Genomic DNA, 20374 nt, shown 5'->3' with positions numbered 1-20374 from the left:
TGATGACATCGGCTGTTCCGAAGCTGCAGACGGCCGAAGCGTTCGGTTTGGATCCCTTCCGGGAGGACGTCGCGCGCGGCATGCGCGATCTGTTCCGGCCGCTCGACGATCTCCTCACGAGCGGCGGCGATCCGCGGCTTGCGCTCGATCCCGTGAGCCGGCGCAACCAATATGGCTGCGGGGCAGGGCCCGCGCCGGAAATCTGGAATTTCGCTTCAAGCACGGCATCGCCAATCTCGGAGCGGGCCTATGGGCGCGCGGGCGGGGCACGCGAGGCGCTGATGCGCTCGGCGATCGAGATCGGGCTTGAAGCGGCGTATGACGTGCGGATGGAGGAGATCCGCGCCAGGCTGAAGGTGCTGCTGCGGCTCCCCGCGCGCGAGGTCGACGTCGTGTTTGCTCCGTCGGGCACCGACGCGCAACTGCAAGCGCTGTCTGTCGCGCGTGCAAGGCTCGGCGCATCGCTCACCACCGTCGTGGTCGGATCGGATCAGACCGGCAGCGGAACGGCCTTTACTGCGCGCGGGCGACACTTTGGCGCGGTCACCGCAGTCGGGCGCGCGGTCCGCAAGGATATGCCGATCGCGGGCCTTGCCTGCGAGGCCATTGCGCTGCCACTGCTGGCAGGGGCGTTGGGCCCGCGCGCGGATATCGATATCGCGGTGCTGGAAGCAATCGCGGCGGCAACCGCCGGCGGCGGGAGCGTGCTGCTGCAGATCATGGACAGCTCGAAGCTCGGCTGGCGTGCGCCGAGCGAGGCCTGTCTTGCCGAGATCGGCAGGCGCTGGCCCGACAAGGTGCAGATCGTCGTCGATGCCTGCCAGATGCGGCTCGGCCGCGGCCGTATCAAGACGTATCTGGATCGCGGCTATATGGTGCTGATCACCGGCTCCAAATTTTTCGGCGGGCCCGCCTTCTCAGGCGCGTTGTTGCTGCCGGCCGCAGTCTTGCGCTTGCTCGCGCGCAATCCCAAGGTTGCGTCCGGGCTACTCGACTACACCAGCCGCAGCGACTGGCCGCGAAGCTTGATGGCGCTGCGCAACCGCCTCGAAAGCCGAAGCAATCTCGGCCAGTGGCTGCGCTGGGAGGCCGCACTGGATGAGATGGCGGCTTACTACAGCATACCCGATGCGTTCCGTCTCCATGCGATCAAAGAGCTGCGGTCGGGAATCGAGGACCTGATCATGCTCTCGCCCGCGCTCGGCGCGATCGGCCGTTCGGTGCAGGCGACGATGACCGACGACGAAGAATTCGCGGAGCCGACCATCTTCCCTTTTTTGGTGAAGGGGAAGCGCGGCGCGCTCTCGGCAGATCAATCACGCCGGCTCCATCGCGCGCTCGCGCGCGATATGAGCGCGATGACCCGCCTCAGCACGGCCGACCGCGAGATCGCCGCACGCCACTGCCTGCTTGGGCAGCCCGTCGAACTGGCCGAACAACCTGTCGCGGTTTTGCGGCTCTGCGTCGGCGCGCGGCTCATTATCGAGGCATGGTCGCCCGATCCGGCGACGGCCCGGCGCAATATCGAACGCACGCTTGATCGCATCGCCGAGGTGGTGGCGAAGATCGAGCTCTTGCTCGCGCATCCGGCGAGCGCAAAACTTGTGGAGTCTTCACATGGAGCCTAGGTTTCTCGAGCTCTCGCAGGCGGCGCGCCAGGATTGTGCCGACCGTATCGGGCTCGCCAAGCTCGCCAAGATGGCCTTTGACGGCAAGGATCTCCGGTCGATCTGGCAAGGGCTGATCGGTCGCGTGCTTGACGGCTCGGCCAATGCCGGCGAGGCACTGGACCTGTCGCTGATTGCGCAACTGCTCGGGGACAAGCAGACCGGCCTTGCCATGCAATACCAGGTTCTACTCGAGCACCGATTGTTCCGCTCGCCATGCGCGTCGGCGCATCCGCATCTTCGCGTGCTGGCGCTCGCTGCGGCGACCGACATGGGCAGCAACACGCCGATCGAATTCCTGCTGGAAGAGTCCGGCATCGAATTGACGGTGCTGTATGTGCTTCCGGAAGCGGAGCTGCCGGTCCCGCTGCCGGATCATGACATCGCGATCGTGATCGCCTCCGACTCCGAGGATTGCCGCGAGGCGTTGCGCAAGATCGATGCTGCTGCGCCACATTGGCCACGGCCGCTGCTCAACCCGCCAAAGCTTGTCGGCAATCTCGATCGCGACAAACTGCACCGCATCTTGCGCGGCATCGAAGGGCTGGACATTCCCGCAACCATTGCGGTCACGCGCGAGCAATTGTTGCGGGCGGCGAAATCGGAAGACGTGCTCACGGCTATCGCCTCGGAGCTCGCTCTTCCCTTGATCGTGCGGCCGCGCGGCTCGCATGCCGGCGTCGGCCTTGCCAGGATCGACGATAGTGCCGCGCTGCATCGCTATCTCGAGGGCCGCGACGAACAGGAATTCTTTGCGTCGCGCTTCGTCGACTATTCGAGCGAGGATGGCCTGTTCCGCAAGTACCGCGTCGTCTTCGTCGAGGGAAAGCCTTACGCCTGCCACATGGCGGTCGCCGACCGCTGGGACATCTGGTACCTCAACGCCGGCATGTCGGCGAGCGCCGAAAAACGCCTGGAGGAGGAGACCTTCATGCGCACGTTCGACATCGGCTTCGGGCGCCGGCATCGGACTGCGCTCGCCGGTGTCGCCGAACGGATCGCACTGGACTATTTCATCATCGATTGCGCGGAAACCAGGGACGGATCGCTGTTGATCTTCGAGGCGGACAATACCGCCGTCGTCCACAACATGGATCCGCCGGCGATCTTTCCCTACAAGGCGCCGCAGATGCGCAAGATCGTCGATGCTTTCGTGGCGATGCTGGAGCGCCGCGCGGCGCAGGCGCGGGAGCGTGCGGCATGACCAGGCTGCTCCGACAGACACAGCTTCAATCCGATTCGAGCGAGACACTAGATCCGCAGGATTGGGACGCCATTCGCGCGCAAGGTCATCGCATGCTCGATGACATGATCGATTATATCGCGTCCGTTCGCGAGCGGCCCGTGTGGCAGCCGATCCCGGATGCGGTGCGCGCGCGCTTTCGCGCGCCCCTGCCGCGCCAGCCGTCCGATCTTGCCGAGGTCTATCGCGAGTTCACCGATTTCATCGCGCCCTACGCAACCGGCAACGTCCATCCCGGCTTCATGGGCTGGGTCCATGGCGGAGGTTCGGCGGTCGGCATGCTGGCGGAGATGCTGGCGGCCGGGCTGAACGCCAATCTCGGCGGCCGGGATCATGTTCCGATCGAGGTCGAGCGGCAGATCGTGCAATGGACGCGCGAGATGTTCGGCTTTCCGGAAAGCGCCAGCGGCATTTTCGTCACCGGTACTTCGATGGCCAATCTGATGGCGGTGCTGGTCGCGCGGACGGCGGCGCTTGGCAAGCTGGCCCGACGGCACGGCATCGGCAATGAAGGCGACCTGTTGACCGCCTACACGTCGAAGGCCGCGCACGGCTGCATCAGCAAGGCGATGGACATCTCGGGCCTCGGCAGCGACGCGCTGCGTTGCATCGGCGTCGAACAATCACATCGCATCGATGTGGCAGCCTTGCGCGCGCAGATCGCACGCGACCGCGAGATCGGATTCAAGCCTTTCCTCGTGGTCGGCTCCGCCGGCACCGTTGATATCGGCGCCATTGATGATCTCGTGGGCCTCGCAGCGCTCTGCCGTGAAGAGAACATCTGGTTTCATGTCGACGGCGCGTTCGGCGCGCTCGGAATTCTTTCGCCCGCGCTCGCGCCGCTCCTGGCCGGTATCGAGCAAGCCGATTCCATCGCGCTCGATTTCCACAAATGGGGGCAGGTGCCTTACGACGCCGGCTTTCTCCTGGTGCGCGACGGCGAACGTCATCGTGATGCCTTCGCCGCGCCCGCGGCCTATCTGCGGCGCGAAGCCAGAGGGCTGGCCGCGGGATCGCCGTGGCCTTGCGATCTCGGCCCCGATCTGTCGCGCGGTTTCCGTGCGCTGAAGACCTGGTTCACGCTGAAGACCTATGGGACCGAGAAACTCGGCGCCGTCATTACGAGGTCCTGTGCGTTGGCCGGCTATCTGGAAGCTCGTATCCAGGCCGAACCGCGGCTGGAGCTGCTGGCGCCGGTCAATCTCAACATCGTCTGCTTCCGCTACCGCGCCGAGGACGCCAACAAGGTCAATGGCGAGATCGTCATGGACATTCAGGAGTCGGGGATCGCGGCGCCGTCGACCACGCTGCTGAACGGACAGCTTGCGATCCGCGCGGCCATCGTCAATCACCGCACCGATACACGCGATATCGATGCGCTGCTCTCGGCGGTGCTGGAATTCGGCGCCAGACGAACGGCCGGCGAGCTTGTCAACATCGAGGCGCCGCCGCTTGCGATGTAGCTGGAGCAGTCGCCGCGCTGAGCCAATCGGGGCGCGCGCTCAACCTCCGCCGTCATTGCGAGCGTAAGCGAAGCAATCCAGACTTTTCGCGCGGATGCAGTCTGGATTGCTTCGCCGCTTTCATTCCTCGCAATGACGGTCGGAATTGAAAAAGCGCGACCGCCTCAAGCGGCCGTATCGACGTCGCGCAGTTTCTGGCTGGCTTCGTGCAGATCCCGAAGCTGCTTCTCATAGGCAATGAGCTTGCGGGCTTCCTTGAGCGCCCGGTAGAGATCGCCGCTCAGGATGTTGTTGTTGATTTCCTCGATGATCGGCCAGGCGCTCGGCACGGCGGTGACGATCTCGCGCACCAGGTTGAAATAGGTGCCGTGATTGTTCTGCGGATCCGGCGAGATGTACATCAACTGCACCGCGAGATAGACCAGCTTGGCCGCCGTATCGGCGGCCTCGGGCGTCATGATGTCCTTTTCGCGAAGGATCGGAACATTCTCGCCGTCGATCAACAATCGGGCGCGCTGGTCCGTGTTGGTGATGACGCAGGATCCGACGATGATCCGCTCGTGCGGCTTCAGCTCAACCTTCAGGGCCATGCCTGTTCTCCGTGCGCTTCTCGAACGAGCTTGTCGCAGCGTAACGGCTGCGGGTGCAAAATCAGGCGGATCGTTGCCGATTATGGTTAACGGCGGGTAAACGGCGGTCGGTCGGCCGCAAAAACCCAATCATATCAGCGTGAAGCTCGATCGGATGAGAACGGGGAAAGGCCGCCCCGGACGCCGACGCGAGCAGCAGTAAGGATGGAGGCGCGATTCCATTTCACGTTTTGTTAGAGAGCTTGGCTGCACCGTCCCCGGGCGCCTCGATCAATAAGGGTCGGGGTTTGTTTGTTACCAGAAAGGTATCATCACAATGTCCGGAATTGTTCTCTCGGCATCGGTTCGCCAGAACCTCCTCTCTCTCCAGTCCACCGCTGACCTGCTCGCTACCACGCAAAACCGTTTGGCCACGGGTAAGAAGGTCAACTCCGCTCTCGATAACCCGACCAACTTCTTCACCGCCCAGTCGCTCGACAACCGCGCCAGCGACATCAACAACCTGCTCGACAGCATCGGCAACGGTGTGCAGGTCCTGCAGCAAGCCAACGCCGGCATCACCGCGCTGCAGAAGCTGATCGACTCCGCGAAGTCGATCGCGAACCAGGCGCTCCAGACCACCGTCGGCTATTCCACGAAGTCGAACGTCTCGACGACGATCGCGGGCGCAACGGCTTCCGACCTGCGTGGCACCACCACGTTTGCCAGCGCGGTCGCGAGCAGCAACGTGCTGTACGCCGGCGCCGCTGGCGGCACGACGGCTGCGACCGGATCCTCGACGCTGGGCGCCGCGATAGGTACGGATACGGGTACCAACATCAACGCTGCCACCACCGCGACGAGCCTGCTGAACGGTACCGCGGCCGGCGATGCCAACGCCGGTGTTGCCGCGGGCGATACCATCACCGTGAACGGCCACACGATCACTTTCGAGTCGGGCGACGCTCCGACCACCGCTCCGGCGGGCTTTACCCAGGTGACTGCGATTGCCGGCAAAACGACCGGCAACGTCTACACCGACGCCAACGGCAACGCCCAGATCTTCCTCGGATCGACCGGCGCAAAGGCTTCGATCGGCGACGTCCTGACCGCCGTCGACATTGCGAGCGGCGTGCAGAGCAACGTTTCGGGCACCTTGACGCTGAACAGCGGCCAGACCGCCTCCAGCGTCAACGGCACCGGCGGCTTGGTGCTGAAGAGCTCGACGGGCGCCGATCTGAGCATCACGGCCAAGGCGGATACGCTCAACAAGCTGGGCCTGACCACCGCGACGGGCGGAGGCAGTGCAACGATCACCGCAGCCCGCCTCACCGGCGGTGGTTCTCTCGGTGCGCTGGTCCAGGACGGGTCGACGCTGAACGTCGACGGCAAGGTCATCACCTTCAAGAATGCGCCGACCCCCGCGTCCACGGCCGTCCCCACCGGCTCCGGCGTCAGCGGCAACGTCGTCACCGACGGCAAAGGCAACTCAACCGTCTATCTGCAGGCTGGCACTGTCAATGACCTGCTGAAGGCGATCGACCTCGCCACCGGCGTGCAGACCGCGACCATCACCAACGGTGCGGCCTCCGTGACCACGGCATCCGGCCAGACCGCCTCGTCGATCAACGCCAGCGGTCAGCTCAAGATCTCCACCGGCGTGAATGCCGACCTGTCGATCACCGGCACCGGCAATGCGCTCTCGGTGTTCGGCTTTGCCGGCAACACCGGCACTGCGACGGCGTTTACCGCTGCACGCACCTCTGGTGTGGGTGGCATCAGCGGCAAGACCTTGACCTTCAGCTCCTTCAACAACGGCACGGCGGTCAACGTCACCTTCGGCGATGGCACCAACGGCACGGTCAAGACCCTGGATCAGCTCAACCAGGCGCTGCAGGCCAACAACCTGTCCGCGACGATCGACGCCAACGGCCTGCTGACGATCTCCGCCAGCAACGACTACGCGTCCTCGACGCTCGGCTCGGTTGCCTCCGGCGGCGCGATCGGCGGCACCATCACCAGTGCGCTGACCTGGTCGACGGCTTCGGCACCGGTTTCTGATCCGGTTGCGCAGACGGCGCGCGCGAGCCTGGTTTCGCAGTACAACAACATCCTGACGCAGATCACCACCACGGCACTCGACGCTTCGTTCAACGGCGTCAACCTGCTCAACGGCGATCAGCTCAAGCTGGTGTTCGACGAAACCGGCAAGTCGAGCCTGAACATCACCGGCGTGACCTTCAACGCGGCGGGTCTTGGTCTCAGCAATCTCGTGAACGGCGTCGACTTCATTGACAACGCCGCCACCAACAAGGTGCTGACCAACCTGAACACGGCTTCGAGCACGCTGCGCTCGGAAGCTTCCGCGCTCGGTTCGAACCTGTCGGTCGTGCAGATTCGTCAGGACTTCAACAAGAACCTGATCAACGTGCTGCAGACCGGTTCGTCCAACCTGACGCTGGCCGATACCAACGAGGAAGCGGCCAACAGCCAGGCGCTGTCAACCCGTCAGTCGATCGCGGTCTCCGCGCTCTCGCTGGCCAACCAGTCGCAGCAGAGCGTGTTGCAGCTCCTGCGCTGATTTCGACAAGAAAGCTACAGACAATCATGGCGGCGGGGCTTCGGCCCCGCCGCTTTTGTTTTGGCCATCGAAAGGGGGTAGTCCTGGGATGCCGGCATTAACCGCCGGTTTACCGTCCTGCTTAAGCGCCCATTAACCTTAATTTAAAGGACAGGCCCTAAAACTCCGCACAAGGCAGTCCACCAGATCGGCGAGGGCCGATCGAATTGTTTGTGCATTAACAGGAAGATCGCCAATGTCCGACATCGTTCTCTCGGCTGCAGTCCGCCAGAACCTGCTTTCGCTGCAGTCGACCGCCAACCTGCTGGCCCAGACGCAGGAACGCCTTGCGACGGGTAAGAAAGTCAACACGGCCCTCGACAACCCGACCAACTTCTTCACCGCCCAGTCGCTCGACAACCGCGCCAGCGATATCAGCAACCTGCTCGACGGCATCAATAACGGTGTGCAGGTGCTGCAGACCGCCAATACCGGCATCACCGCGCTGCAGAAGCAGATCGATGCCGCGAAGTCGATTGCCACCCAGGCGCTGCAGACCACCGTCGGCTATTCCGTCAAATCCAATGTCCAGGCGACAATTCCCGGCGCGACGCCGGCCGACCTGCGCGGCACCACGAGCTATGCGAGCGCGATCGCGAATAGCAACGTGCTCTATTCGGGCGCGGCCGGTGGCACGACTGCGGCGACCGGAGCCTCGACGCTGGGCGCTGCGGCGGGTTCGGTCACGGGTACCAACATCAACGCTGCCACCACCGCGGCCAGTCTGCTGAACGGTACCGCGGCCGGCGATGCCAACGCCGGTGTTGCCGCGGGCGATACCATCACCGTGAACGGCCACACCATCACCTTCGAAACGGGTGACGCTCCGACCACCGCTCCGGCGGGCTTTACCCAGGTGGCTGCGATTGCCGGCAAAACGACCGGCAACGTCTACACCGACGCCAACGGCAACGCCCAGATCTTCCTCGGATCGACAGGCGCCAAGGCCTCTATCGGCGACGTCCTGACCGCCGTCGACATTGCGAGCGGCGTGCAGAGCAACGTTTCCGGCACCTTGACGCTGAACAGCGGCCAGACTGCCTCCAGTGTCAATGGTACCGGCGGTCTGGTGCTGAAGAGCTCGACGGGCGCCGATCTGAGCATCGTGGGCAAGGCGGACACGCTCAACAAGCTGGGCCTGACCACCGCGACGGGCGGCGGCAATGCAACGATCACGGCGGCCCGCATCACCAGCGGCACCACGCTCGGTTCGCTGATCCAGGACGGATCGACACTGAACGTCGACGGCAAGATCGTCACCTTCAAGAATGCGCCCACACCTGCCTCCACGGCCGTCCCCACCGGCTCTGGCGTCTACGGCAACATCGTCACCGACGGCAACGGCAACTCGACCGTCTATCTGCAGGCTGGCACCGTCGCGGACGTGCTGAAGGCGATCGACCTCGCCACAGGCGTGCAGACGGCGACCATCACCAACGGTGCTGCCTCCGTAGCCACCGCGGCCGGCCAGACCGCTTCATCGGTCAGCCCCAGCGGTCAGCTCAAGATTTCGACCGGAGTCAATGCCGACCTCGCGATCACCGGGACCGGCAATGCGTTCAACGTGCTCGGCCTCGCCGGCAATACCGGTACTGCGACCGCCTTCACCGCCGCGCGCCAGTCGGGCGTCGGCGGCATCAATGGCAAGACCTTGACCATCACCTCGTTCAATGGCGGCACGCCTGTCAATGTCACCTTCGGCGACGGCACCAACGGCACGGTCAAGACGCTGGACCAGCTCAATCATGCGCTGCAGGCCAACAATCTGACGGCGACTGTCGATGCCAATGGCGTGCTCACGATCACCGTCTCGAACGACTACGCGTCTTCGACGCTCGGTTCTTCGCTGGCTGGTGGCGTGATCGGTGGCTCGATCACGAGCTCCATCACCTTCACGACTCCGCAGCCGCCGGTGCAGGACCCCGTCGCGCAGACGGCGCGTGCGAGCCTCGTCAACCAGTACAACAACATCCTGAAGCAGATCGACGCGACGGCGCAGGACTCTTCGTTCAACGGCATCAACCTCCTCAACGGCGATACGTTGAAGCTGGTCTTCAACGAGACCGGACGCTCCACGCTCAGCATCAATGGCGTGACCTTCAACGCGGCGGGCCTTGGACTCAGCAACTTGGTCAGCGGTGTCGACTTCATCGACAACGGCGCAACCAACAGGGTGTTGACGAGCTTGAATGCTGCTTCGAGCTCGCTGCGGTCGGAAGCCTCCGCGCTCGGATCGAACTTGTCGATCGTCGAAATCCGCCAGGATTTCTCGAAGAACCTGATCAACGTGCTACAGACCGGTTCGTCCAACCTGACGCTCGCCGATACCAACGAAGAGGCGGCCAACAGCCAGGCGCTGTCGACCCGTCAATCGATCGCAGTCTCGGCGCTCGCGCTCGCCAATCAGTCGCAGCAGAGCGTACTGCAGCTCTTGCGCTGATATCGCGCTACGCAAGAGACGCAAACCAAACGGCGGGCCGACCCGCCGTTTTTTGCTTTGCGTGTTGTAGTGCCCAGATCGTTGTGTCGCGCGGCTTTTGCGCGACGGCTCGCTATTGATTCAAAAAATCTGCGCGCACGCTTCGCCAGTACATCTACGGAAATGGCCGCTAACCATATTTTAAAAGCGACCAAGTACACAAACGAGGCAGTTTCATCGCGATTTAAGCATAAGTTCTGGGGTTGTGAATGTCCAATGCTGCTCAAGCCTACGCTCGCACGTCGCAAACGACGGCTCCACCAAGAGAGATCGAGGCGCAGGCTCTGCTAAAGGCGGCCAGGCAGCTACAGGAAGTTCAGGCGAACTGGGCCGGACCCGACAAGACCATGCACAAGGCGCTGATGTTCAATCGTCAACTGTGGACGATCTTCATGAGCGCGGCGACGTCCGCCGATAATCCGAATTCCGTCGAGGTTCGCCAGAACATCGCCAACATCGGCGTGTTTGTGATGAAGCAGACGCTCGACATGCAGATGAATCCCGATCCCGCGAAGCTGAAGTCGCTGATCGAGATCAACTGCAATATCGCGGCAGGGCTTTCGGGCCGCGCCTGACATCGCAGCCTTCGTGATCAGAAGGCTGGTTCAGTTGCCAATCATCTTGCAGCGGTGGGCGCAGGCCGGCCATTGCGAGGAGCCAAACGTCCGCGCGAAGGGCGGACCGATGACGGCTCCAGCGACGAAGCGATACAGACTGTATCCGCGGAGAAAGTCTGGATTGCTTCGCTTGCGCTCGCAATGACGTCGCGGGTTGGGCGTGCGTGCTCCCGATTGGCTCGCCAGTTCTTAGGCCGAGAGATCGGTGGGAATGACGCGCGGCGGCGGATCCTTCGCCATGTCGAGAGCGTGGAAATAGGCGCGACGGCGCAGCACCGTCTCGTCGGGATATTGCTCGACGACCTGGTCAGTGTCGCGCTTTACGACTTGATAAACCATCGAGGCGGCCGCGCGGTCGAAATAGGCCTGATGCGTCACGTCTGGAAAGCCCGGGCTCTGTGGGTCATTTTGAACGTTGGCGCTGGCGTCGGCGGCGGTGACGGTCTGGCTCGCCGGCAATTGGGTTGCAACCGCCTCGCTGGCCGCCTGGCTCTGAGGCTGCACAACCGGCGATGGGACCGGCGCACCCGCCGGCCTGATGCTGAAATCCGTGCTCATTGCACCCTCCTGGTGCCGTGTACCCCTTTAGAAACCAATACAATTCCAACCAGTCCCGTCATGCAATATGGCCGGGACCTATCAACGTTCTGTTAGGGAATATGGTGAACGCGCGGCTGTCCGCCGCAGATCAGTTTTAGATGAATTGTTGGTAAAGGGCCGACGCCTGCCGTTTTGAGGCGGCAGGCCCGAAGCGGCGTCACAGCGAGCGGCTGACCGACAGCGGGGTGGTGTGGCGCGGCCCGGGTGCGGTGCGCCGCCCCTGGGCGGTGTAGGTGTTCGGAATGTTGCGACGCTGCATCTCGGCATTGACGCCGCGCACGACGTTTTCGGAAACCGCATGGGCGGTCGCAAGTACCGTGAGATTGACCTGCAGCATTGCGCGAAAAGTGTCGTGATGGCGGTGAAGCGTCTTCAGCAGATCAGGCGCCGAGCGCGACATGAATTTTTGGCTCGCCTTGAGATTACCGACAGTGGTGACATAACGGCGGGACAATTCCGATTTCTGGTTTCCGAATGCCATGGCCTGATGTAGCTGGCCGGCGCGAACGAGTTCGGTCTCCCGTTCGATCACCCCGAGCAGCGCGCTCATGACGTCCATCAACTCGTCCGCGAGCTTGCGCGCCTCCTCGGCCGTCGCGGCGGCTACGTAAGTGGAAGGCGTTTGCTTGGGCTGGGCTTGTGCGTTCATCTGAAAATTCCCGTCAGCTCGTGCGCTTTGCCTGCTGCAGGATCAGCGTTCGATAGACTTCGCTGGCGATGCCGACGCCGCCGGCCCGGGCGAAGGATTGTGAATATTGCTCGGTCAGCATCGAACGCCAGACGCCGGTGCCTACCGTGTCGCCGAACGGGCCTTCGCCCTTCAGCCCGTTCGTCATCTCCGCGAACATGGAGTTGAGGAACATCGCCTCGAAATCCGTGGCGGTGACCTTGGCTTTGGCCTGGGCCTGCGGCGAGACTTTCATGAGGGCGGCTGCGAACTCGAAGTCCGGCCGGCTGTTGAGCACGGGGGCGGTGAAATTGCCGGCGGCGGGCGAGGGGGTGATGGTCCTTGCCTGCATCACATCACCTCGATGTCGGCCTGAATCGCGCCCGCGGCCTTGATCGCCTGCAGGATGCCGATCAGATCGCGCGGCCCGATACCGAGCCCATTGAGGCCGTCGACGAGCTGCTGCAGCGAGACACCGTCTTTCACGACCGCGAATTTCTTGCCGTCCTCGGACACCCCGATATTGGTGCGCGGCGTCACCACAGTCCGGCCGCGCGAGAGCGGATTGGGCTGGCTCACCTGCGGGCTTTCGGAAATGGTGACGGTGAGGTTGCCTTGTGCCACCGCGACCGTGTTCACGCGGACGTCGCGGCCCATCACGATGATGCCGGAACGCTCGTCGATGATGATTTTGGCGGCGAGGTCGGGATCGACCTGCAACTGCTCGATCTCGGTCAGGAGCGCCACGACATTGCCCTTGAATTCCTGCGGGATCGACAGCTCCACGGTTGAGGGATCGATCGGTTCGGCGCATTTGACGCCGAGGAAGTCGTTGACTGCGGCCGCTATGCGTTTCGCCGTGGTGAAATCGGCGTTGCGCAATGCCAGCCGCACATTGGGCAGGCGGTTCAGCGCAAACTCGATCTCGCGCTCGATGATCGCGCCATTGGCAATGCGCCCCACCGTCGGCACGCCGCGCACGATCTTTGCTGCTTCACCTTCAGCCTGGAAGCCGGAGATGGCGAGCGAGCCCTGCGCTACCGCGTAGACGTTGCCGTCGGCGCCGAGGAGGGGCGTGACGAGCAGCGTGCCGCCTTGCAGGTTTTTTGCGTCGCCGAGCGCGGAGACGGTCACGTCCATGCGCGTGCCTTGCGTGGCGAAAGGCGGCAGGTTGCCGGTCACCATCACGGCGGCGACGTTGCCGGTGCGGATCGTCTGCCCGCGGATGTTGACGCCCATCCGCTCGAGCATCGCCTGCAGCGACTGCTTGGTGAAGGGGATGTTGTTCAGCGTATCGCCAGTGCCGTTGAGGCCGACGACGAGGCCGTAGCCGATCAGTTGGTTCTGCCGCACGCCCTCGATATTCGCGAGATCCTTGATCCGCGACGTGGCATGGCACGCTTCGGCCGACAGCAGCAGCGCCGATAGCGCGGCACAGGCCAGCCGAAAGAATCGTATCCGACGGACGCTTTGCATCCTGATGCTCCCCTCGAACTTAACTGCCGGATCGCTTCGCCACTCCCATAGCGTTGCGGTCCGCTCCCTACCAATGCGAGCGGCGTGCCACAGTCTGGCTGGCGGCTATTTGATTGAAATTTCGACTGGATTTTCGCCGGACCACTGCAAGCCGGCGTTTGCCATCTGGCGTGAAACTGCCGCCTCCCGGCAGAATTTGCCGGGCTGTTTACGCACCCTTAACCATAAATCGGCGAAACTCTGCCTGCGATCACAGGGGGCAGACCATGCGCGTTTATGGACCGAACGGCACGACGCTCGGCACGCCTGCGTCAACGGCACGCAAGACGTCCTCCGGCGGCTTTGTGCTTCCCGAGGACGAGACGGCTACGGCGCAGGAGACGCGCGCACCCGTCGCACCGCGCACCACGACGGGCATCGATGTCCTGCTTGCGCTGCAAGGTATCGAGGAAGATCCGGTCGAACGGCGCAAGCGCTCGGTCCAGCGCGGCAAGGGCGCACTCGAGGTGCTCGACGACCTCAAGCTCCGCCTGCTCTCCGGCAATCTCGATCAGTCAATGGTGGGCCGCCTGCGCGACGCCGCCACCAGCTTGAAATCCTCGTCCGGCGATCCCGGACTCGACGCGGTGCTGTCCGAGATCGAACTGCGGGTCGAAGTCGAACTCGCCAAGGCGAGCCAGCACTGACCGGACAGTTCCGACCTCGTCACGCCGCGTTCGCGTGGTGCTGCGCATCGTAACGGCGCTGCGCCGCCAGCACCTCCTTCAGATTTCGTTCCGCCCAATCTCGCAAGGGATCGATCGCGGCTGCCAGCGTCCTTCCGAGCGGCGTAATGGAGTATTCGACCGTCACAGGTACGGTTGCGATGGCGCGACGCTTCACCAGGCCGTCGCGCTCCAGACTCTTGAGAACCTGGGAGAGCATCTTCTGCGAGATGCCTTCAATCGCGCGGCGCAACTGATTGAAGCGCAAGGGCTCCTCGCGGAGGAGCAGCAGGATCAGCACCGCCCATTTGTCGCCGACACGATCGAGAATCTGGCGGGTCGGGCAGGCGGCCGAATAGGCATTGGGGGTTTTCATAGCGGAATACTCTGACGATGATTTCGGAAAGACGCCGGCTAGCGCCCTGGACGAGCCGCTTCGGCAAGTCGACCGGGCGAGTTACTCGCACGTTACCAGGTGATCCCAAGGTGCGTTCTTAACACTTGTATCCTTTGCGCTATCTAGTCGCCATTGGTTACCTCATGCCAGCTGAAAGCCGCAAAGGAGTCCCTCTGATGAAAATCGCCATTGCCGGTGCCTCGGGAAGGGCCGGATCCTGCATTACCGCCGAGCTCGCGCGCCGTGGCCATAGCGTGACCGGGATTGCCCGCAATCCGGACAGGATCGCAAAACTGCCCAATGTGACTGCGGTCAAGGGTGACGCCCTTAACCGGGCAGAGCTCGCCAAGCTGTGGGCCGGCCATGACGCGGCTGTGAGTTCCATTCACTTCCTCGCCAGCGATCCGGAAGCCCTGATCGGGGCGGCAGAGGATGCGCGCGTTCCGCGTTATCTCGTGGTCGGGGGTGCCGGCTCGCTCGAAGTGGCCCCGGGTGTCCGGCTGGTCACGACGGCGACGTTTCCCGCGGAATACAAGGCCGAGGCGGAGAAGGGGGCAGCGTTTCTTGACCGGCTGCTGCAGGAGAAGGAACTGAACTGGACGTTCCTCTCGCCCTCGGCCCTGTTCATTCCGGGCGAGCGCACCGGCAAGTTCCGGCTCGGAACGGACCAGCTCCTGACCGATTCGGCCGGAAGAAGCTGGATCACGTTCGAGGACTTTGCGGTCGCCATGGCCGACGAAATCGAGCGTCCGGCCCACATCCGCAAGCGCTTTACGGTAGGGTATTGACGCCCCCGGGCGGCCGGCCCGCCGGGCCGGATAGATTTGCCTGTGCAAGGGCTTGGGGCAGGGCGGCCGGCTGTCACGGAAAGATTGTCTGTCACATGGCGCCGCTATATAAGGCCGCTCGCGAGAGGAACCCTCCCCTCGCGCGGCGCCGCAAAGGCGCGGCGCCTGCAGGTAGAAGATGGGCTGGCCTTGGAAAAGTTTAAAAACTACAGACCTTCCGAAAAAGAGCCTTTCATGAACGAGCGGCAGCGCGAGTATTTTCGTGCCAAGCTGCTGGCCTGGAAAGACGAGATCCTGAAGGAATCGAAGTTGACCCTGCAGGCGCTGCAGGAGGAGAACGTCAACCACCCCGATCTCGCCGACCGTGCCTCTTCCGAAACCGACCGTGCCATCGAACTCCGCGCCCGCGACCGCCAGCGCAAGCTGATCTCCAAGATCGACGCCGCGCTGCAGCGTATCGAGGACAACACTTACGGCTATTGCGAAGAGACCGGCGAGCCGATCTCGCTGAAGCGGCTCGAAGCCCGCCCGATCGCAACGCTGTCGGTGGAAGCGCAGGAGCGCCACGAGAAGCGCGAGAAGGTTTACCGGGACGAGTAGGGCGCTCGTTCCCTGAAGCTCCGGTTGCCGGCCGACCGCCGGCCGACGGGCATTGGTCACGTCACATTTTAGTCGAGGCTGGGCGGCGGCCACTTTTTCCTTCGAAAACAATCTCAAGTCGAGACCGCTGCGGCGACGTTTGACTCGCCCGGTGCATTGCGCGCGCCTCCGCCGTACGCCTGCCACCAGCTCAACAATTCCTTGAAGGCCGGCAGCAACGCGTAGGCGGCGTCGGTCAATTGATATTCGACGCGCAGCGTTTTCTCGGCGAAGGCGGTGCGCGAGACGAGGCCGTCCTGCTCGAGCTCGCGCAGGCGCGCGGTCAGCATATGCCGGCTGATGCCGGAAACCGCGCGTCGCAGGGCACCGAACCGCACGGCGCCATTCATCAGCGCGAACAGGATTTCGAGTTTCCATTTACCGCCAAGGGCATGAAGCGCGCGCTTGAAGTGAAGCAGCAGTTGAGGATCGCTTGCGCAGTCGCCCTCGCTGGTCTCGCAGGCCATGCTGGTCATCTTTTCCATACTGGTCCGGAATTTCATCCTACTTGCCGCGCTTTACATAGGTGCCCAGATGCGCGCTGTGCAGGTCCGCCCGATGCTGCGGCGGTTTCGAGGGAGAGATTTCGACGATGAGCACGGTTTTGGTGACGGGAGGGTCCGGCTTTGTCGGCGTGCATACGATCGCAAAGGCGCTGGAGGCGGGGCACACGGTGCGCACCACCGTGCGCCGGCCGGAGCGCGAGAGCGATGTGCGCGCCATGCTGCGCCAGGGCGGTATCGAAAACGGCGGCGTCGAGCCACCCGACCGGCTTTCCTTCTTCACCGCCGACCTCACCGAGGATGCCGGCTGGCGCGAGGCGGCCGAGGGTTGCGACTATGTCCTTCATGTGGCTTCGCCGCTCCTGACCTACGTGCCCGAGGACGAGAACGATTTGATCGTGCCGGCGCGAGAGGGAACGCTGCGCGTGCTGCGCGCCGCGCGCGAGGCTTCCGTGAAGCGCGTCGTCCTCACCTCCTCCGGCGCGGCGATCGCCTACGGCCACCCCTTCCGCGAGACACCGTTCGACGAGACCGACCGGACCAATCTCGAGGCCGTCGACGGGCAGCCTTACGTCAAATCCAAGACGCTCGCCGAGCGCGCGGCCTGGGATTTTATCGCCCGCGAAGGTGGCGGGCTCGAGCTCTCCGTCATCAATCCCACAGCCGTCTTCGGCCCCGTGCTGGGGCGCGATTTTTCCGGCTCGATCGACATCATCAAGGCCTTGCTTGATGGCGCGATGCCGCTGACCCCGCGCATCTATTTCGGCCTGGTCGACGTGCGCGACGTCGCCGAGCTGCACCTGGCAGCCATGACGAGCCTGGCTGCCAGGGGCGAGCGGTTCATTGCGGTGGCCGGCGAGACCATGTCGATCCTTCAGATCGCCCGGGTGTTGCGGGCGCGCCTCGGTCGTGCCGCGCGCCGGGTGCCGCGATTGCAGGCGCCGGATTGGCTGATCCGGCTCGCCGCGCTGCGCAACCCGATGGCGCGGGCGAGCCTGCCGCTGCTCGGCAAGGTCAGGCGCGTCAGCGGCGACAAGGCGCGGCGGCTGCTCGGCTTTAACCCGCGCGGCAACGAGGAGATGATCGTCGACACTGCAGAGAGCCTGATCCGGCTCGGTCTCGTCAAGCCGTAAGCGCGCCCGCCTGCGCGCTTGCCACGCGCGGGGCGGGGTGCTCAACTGGCGCGCGAGTGGGCTGATGGTCCGTCGAACATCATCCCGCTCAAGTGTCGTGGTTCGCATGATCTCCGCGCTTCGCGATCTGTCGCGATGCCAAACCGCTGCCCATTTTGCCGGATCATGCTGTCGAGCACGCGCAAGCACGTGAGGTGGGAGGGAAGCGCGATGGACAGGGTCGTCGAAGCCGCGAAGGTGATCGCCGGCGCGCGCCGCGCGCGTGAGAAGCTGAAGCCGCTCCCCGCCAAGATCGCGCCGCGCGACGAGGCGGAGGGTTATCAGGTACAGCGCGCGGTGCATGATCTCCTGCTGCCCGAGAGCGGGGCGCTGGTCGGCTACAAGATCGGCTGCACTTCCAGTGTGATGCAGGAATATCTCAATGTTCCGCATCCATGCGGCGGCGGCGTGTTCGAGCGCGGCGTGCATCGGAGCGGGGTGAAGCTTGCGGCCTCCGATTTCGTGCACGTTGGCGTCGAATGCGAGATCGCGGTGGAGCTTTCGCGGGATCTTTCCGCCGGCGAGGCGCCGTTCACGGCCGAATGGGTGGGGGAAGCGATCGAGGCCTACATGCCCGCGATCGAGATCGTCGACGACCGCTATGAGCAGTGGGAGACGCTGGGCGCGCCGACGCTGGTTGCGGACGATTTCTTTGCCGCGGCCTGCGTGCTGGGCGAGCCGGTCGGCCGCTACGCGGCGCCCGACGTGCGCGAGGTGGCGGGGCGTGCGCTGATCAACGGCGCGGAGGCGGGATCGGGCAGGGGCGCCGACGTGCTCGGCCATCCCCACAACGCACTCGCCTGGCTCGCCAATCATCTGGCCGCCGAAGGCAAGAGCCTGCACAAGGGCCAGATCGTGCTGACGGGAAGCCTGATCAGGACCGTCTGGCTCAACCCCGGCGATCGCGTGGTGATGGAGCTGGCGGGGTTGGGGAAGGTTGAGGCGGAGTTCGCGTGAGGTCTGCTTTCCCTCTTGCGTGTGCGGGGAGAGGGCAGGGTGAGGAGGAGTCTCCACGAGTCAGACTGGTGGAGATTCCCCCTCACCCGCCGCTTCGCGATCGCCTCTCCCCACAAGCGGGGCGAGGCCGTCGGGACTCGCCGACGCATCGAACGCCACAAATCCAGATTCAATTTTCAAAAAGCCGCCAAGACACACCTCCGCATCCCCGCGGCGCATCGCGCCCGAGCTATGCTCGAAGTTCGTCCCTCCAGAGAATAGAGGGCGCAGGGAAGACCGGATGCCCGCCAGGCACCCGTGAGCCCTCGCGCAAAAAGGTTGCGCGAAAGCGCGAAGACCACAGGTGAAGGCGGAATCAACCGGCCCTCCCTGCGCGAGTGGTTTACGGCTTACTTCGCGCTCTTGTGTCTGCAAAATCTGCCAGAATGTGCGAACGGGCCGGTTCGGAGCAACCGCCCGTCGCTGGATCTGAGCCCGTTCGCGCTCAAAGGCATAGAGCCTGACGGGGAGCGTGGGACAGATCCGGTGTCGTCCTCAACCCGAACAGTTGCAGGGGCTTTGAGCCCGAACCAAGCAAGGAAGGGAGCTGGATGATGGCACAAAACGGTCTGGTTGTCGCCGGTATTGATGTCGCCAAGGACAAGGTGGATGCGTGCATTCGCGCGTTGTCGCAACGGCGGATGTTTGAAAGCACGGCACAGGGACGAGGGCAGCTGCTCTCCTGGCTGCGCCAGCACAAGGTGACCAAGGCTGTGATGGAGGCAAGCGGCGGCTATGAGCGCGAATGGGCCAAGGCGCTGCGTGAAAAGGGCGTGGAGGTCCGTATCGTCGACCCCAAGCGGGTCCGCCACTTCGCCCAATCGGCGGGGCGACTGGCCAAGAATGACACTATCGATTTCCGACACGATCGCCTGGTTTGCAGAGACATTCGGCGACGCCCCCGGCCAGGCCCATGATGCCGAACGCGAGAAGCTGATGCAGATCGTGAATGCGCGTCAGAGCCTGCTCGAGATCGAGACCAAGCTGACCAATCAGGGTGAGCATTCGGTGCCGGACGTCGTGCAGAAAGTGCAGGCGCAGCTGCTCAAGAAGATCACCCTCGAAGTTGCCAAACTCGACGCGGCGATCGCCGCGATGATCAAGGCGACGGCGCATTTTGTCGAGCTCGCCGAGATCATCGAGAGCGTGCCGGGCCTTGGCAAGGGGACCTCCGCCGGCCTCATCGCCGGGATGCCGGAACTGGGCCAGGTCAGCAACGAGGTCGCAGCCGCGCTGCTGGGCGTGGCCCCTTACGACGACGACAGCGGCAAACGCAAGGGCGAGCGCCAGATCAAAGGGGGACGGCGCAGGGTCCGCAACCTGTTCTATATGGCCTGCATGGGAGCTGCGACCCGGCACAACCCGGTGCTCAAGGCCTTCTATGATCGCCTGATCGCCAAGGGGAAGCTGGAGAAGGTTGCTATCGTCGCCTGCATGCGCAAGCTGATCGTCATCCTCAACATCATGATCAGCCGCGGCGAGACATGGGACCCCAGCCGCTACGCGCTCAGCTGAGGGAGCGCATCTGATCGCGCTCGGTCTGCGACCGAGCGCATGCCAAGCCGACAGACCGGTGAGCGGACGGGGTCAAGGCCGTCAGCCGCCGAAGGCGGGGGCGCGCCAGCGCCAGCCTTGAGCCCGGCCGATCACTGGTCTACTTCAACACAGTTGCTCCCCGGTGAACCAGACTTTATTGCCACCGTCGCCGGCGCGATGCGAATGCATCGTCGCCAACTTAGCGCCAGCCACGGGGCGCCAGGACCACACGACTTCG

Annotated in this window: 20 protein-coding genes; 13 read left to right on the top strand and 7 right to left on the bottom strand. The window is 63.8% G+C overall.

Going from position 1 to position 20374, the window contains the following annotated elements; genetic code table 11:
• The first annotated feature begins 2 nt into the window (after positions 1-2).
• From F758_RS0124970 to F758_RS0124960, 3 genes are read left to right on the top strand one after another with little or no spacing between them, the layout of a single operon-like run.
• Positions 3-1628, top strand: a complete 1626-nt coding sequence (locus F758_RS0124970; protein WP_024510437.1) for a hypothetical protein — start codon at positions 3-5, stop codon at positions 1626-1628.
• A complete protein-coding gene (locus tag F758_RS0124965) occupies positions 1618-2871 on the top strand; it encodes an ATP-grasp domain-containing protein (RefSeq protein WP_024510436.1) in 1254 nt (417 codons plus the stop codon). Before F758_RS0124970 ends, F758_RS0124965 begins: the two co-directional genes overlap by 11 nt.
• On the top strand, positions 2868-4373 hold the full coding sequence (locus F758_RS0124960; protein ID WP_024510435.1) for a pyridoxal phosphate-dependent decarboxylase family protein: 1506 nt from the start codon (positions 2868-2870) through the stop codon (positions 4371-4373). The genes F758_RS0124965 and F758_RS0124960 overlap by 4 nt, the downstream gene beginning before the upstream one ends.
• Positions 4374-4537: 164 nt before the next feature.
• Here the strand turns inward: F758_RS0124960 and flbT are convergent, their stop codons facing one another.
• A complete protein-coding gene (flbT, locus tag F758_RS0124955; protein WP_024510434.1) occupies positions 4538-4963 on the bottom strand; it encodes a flagellar biosynthesis repressor FlbT in 426 nt (141 codons plus the stop codon).
• Positions 4964-5279: 316 nt separating this feature from the next.
• Here flbT and F758_RS0124950 point away from each other — a divergent pair, with 316 nt between their 5' ends.
• The 3 genes from F758_RS0124950 to flaF all read left to right on the top strand — a co-directional run bounded on the left by F758_RS0124950 (position 5280) and on the right by flaF (position 10616).
• Positions 5280-7523, top strand: coding sequence for a DUF1522 domain-containing protein (locus F758_RS0124950; protein ID WP_024510433.1), 2244 nt, complete (start codon positions 5280-5282; stop codon positions 7521-7523).
• A 235-nt stretch (positions 7524-7758) separates the two neighbouring features.
• Positions 7759-10002 (top strand): DUF1522 domain-containing protein, encoded by a 2244-nt coding sequence (locus F758_RS0124945; RefSeq protein ID WP_024510432.1) that lies wholly within the window; start codon positions 7759-7761, stop codon positions 10000-10002.
• 248 nt (positions 10003-10250) lie between these two features.
• Positions 10251-10616: a flagellar biosynthesis regulator FlaF gene (gene flaF, locus F758_RS0124940; RefSeq protein WP_024510431.1), complete on the top strand. Its 366-nt coding sequence runs from the start codon at positions 10251-10253 to the stop codon at positions 10614-10616.
• Positions 10617-10847: 231 nt separating this feature from the next.
• On the opposite strand, the gene F758_RS0124935 is transcribed toward flaF, so the two are convergent.
• From F758_RS0124935 to F758_RS0124920, 4 genes are all read right to left on the bottom strand, one after another.
• Positions 10848-11216 carry a hypothetical protein gene (locus tag F758_RS0124935; protein ID WP_024510430.1) on the bottom strand — a complete coding sequence of 123 codons (369 nt, stop codon included), beginning with the start codon at positions 11214-11216 and terminating at the stop codon, positions 10848-10850.
• A gap of 199 nt (positions 11217-11415) precedes the next feature.
• Positions 11416-11907: a hypothetical protein gene (locus F758_RS0124930; protein ID WP_024510429.1), complete on the bottom strand. Its 492-nt coding sequence runs from the start codon at positions 11905-11907 to the stop codon at positions 11416-11418.
• 13 nt (positions 11908-11920) lie between these two features.
• Positions 11921-12277: a flagellar assembly peptidoglycan hydrolase FlgJ gene (gene flgJ, locus F758_RS0124925; protein WP_024510428.1), complete on the bottom strand. Its 357-nt coding sequence runs from the start codon at positions 12275-12277 to the stop codon at positions 11921-11923.
• A complete protein-coding gene (locus F758_RS0124920; RefSeq protein ID WP_024510427.1) occupies positions 12277-13401 on the bottom strand; it encodes a flagellar basal body P-ring protein FlgI in 1125 nt (374 codons plus the stop codon). Before F758_RS0124920 ends, flgJ begins: the two co-directional genes overlap by 1 nt.
• A 266-nt stretch (positions 13402-13667) precedes the next feature.
• Between F758_RS0124920 and F758_RS0124915 the strand changes: the two genes are divergently transcribed.
• Positions 13668-14087: a flagellar assembly protein FliX gene (locus F758_RS0124915; protein WP_024510426.1), complete on the top strand. Its 420-nt coding sequence runs from the start codon at positions 13668-13670 to the stop codon at positions 14085-14087.
• 19 nt (positions 14088-14106) lie between these two features.
• On the opposite strand, the gene F758_RS0124910 is transcribed toward F758_RS0124915, so the two are convergent.
• Positions 14107-14481 carry a winged helix-turn-helix transcriptional regulator gene (locus F758_RS0124910; RefSeq protein WP_024510425.1) on the bottom strand — a complete coding sequence of 125 codons (375 nt, stop codon included), beginning with the start codon at positions 14479-14481 and terminating at the stop codon, positions 14107-14109.
• Between the two features lie 197 nt (positions 14482-14678).
• Between F758_RS0124910 and F758_RS0124905 the strand changes: the two genes are divergently transcribed.
• Positions 14679-15290 (top strand): NAD(P)-dependent oxidoreductase, encoded by a 612-nt coding sequence (locus F758_RS0124905; protein WP_024510424.1) that lies wholly within the window; start codon positions 14679-14681, stop codon positions 15288-15290.
• Positions 15291-15524: 234 nt separating this feature from the next.
• Positions 15525-15890, top strand: a complete 366-nt coding sequence (gene dksA / locus F758_RS0124900) for an RNA polymerase-binding protein DksA (protein ID WP_157450148.1) — start codon at positions 15525-15527, stop codon at positions 15888-15890.
• Between the two features lie 113 nt (positions 15891-16003).
• Here the strand turns inward: dksA and F758_RS44515 are convergent, their stop codons facing one another.
• Complete coding sequence (locus F758_RS44515) at positions 16004-16432, bottom strand: winged helix-turn-helix transcriptional regulator (RefSeq protein ID WP_024510422.1); 429 nt, start codon at positions 16430-16432, stop codon at positions 16004-16006.
• 89 nt (positions 16433-16521) lie between these two features.
• On the opposite strand from F758_RS44515, the gene F758_RS0124890 reads away from it, so the two are divergent.
• The 4 genes from F758_RS0124890 (at position 16522) to F758_RS44510 (ending at position 20115) form a co-directional block, all read left to right on the top strand.
• A complete protein-coding gene (locus F758_RS0124890) occupies positions 16522-17565 on the top strand; it encodes an SDR family oxidoreductase (RefSeq protein WP_024510421.1) in 1044 nt (347 codons plus the stop codon).
• Between the two features lie 210 nt (positions 17566-17775).
• On the top strand, positions 17776-18561 hold the full coding sequence (locus F758_RS0124885) for a 2-keto-4-pentenoate hydratase (protein ID WP_024510420.1): 786 nt from the start codon (positions 17776-17778) through the stop codon (positions 18559-18561).
• 590 nt (positions 18562-19151) lie between these two features.
• On the top strand, positions 19152-19517 hold the full coding sequence (locus F758_RS52035) for an IS110 family transposase (RefSeq protein WP_245286586.1): 366 nt from the start codon (positions 19152-19154) through the stop codon (positions 19515-19517).
• The gene (locus F758_RS44510; protein WP_245286585.1) at positions 19444-20115 is read left to right on the top strand and encodes a transposase; all 672 of its coding nucleotides are present in this window, start codon (positions 19444-19446) and stop codon (positions 20113-20115) included. Before F758_RS52035 ends, F758_RS44510 begins: the two co-directional genes overlap by 74 nt.
• The last annotated feature ends 259 nt before the right edge of the window (positions 20116-20374 follow it).

This window comes from Bradyrhizobium sp. ARR65 (genome assembly GCF_000472385.1).
Classification (GTDB): Bacteria; Pseudomonadota; Alphaproteobacteria; order Rhizobiales; family Xanthobacteraceae; genus Bradyrhizobium.
The sequence above is the reverse complement of the archived record's forward strand: the minus strand, read 5'-3'. Positions and strand labels throughout refer to the sequence as shown.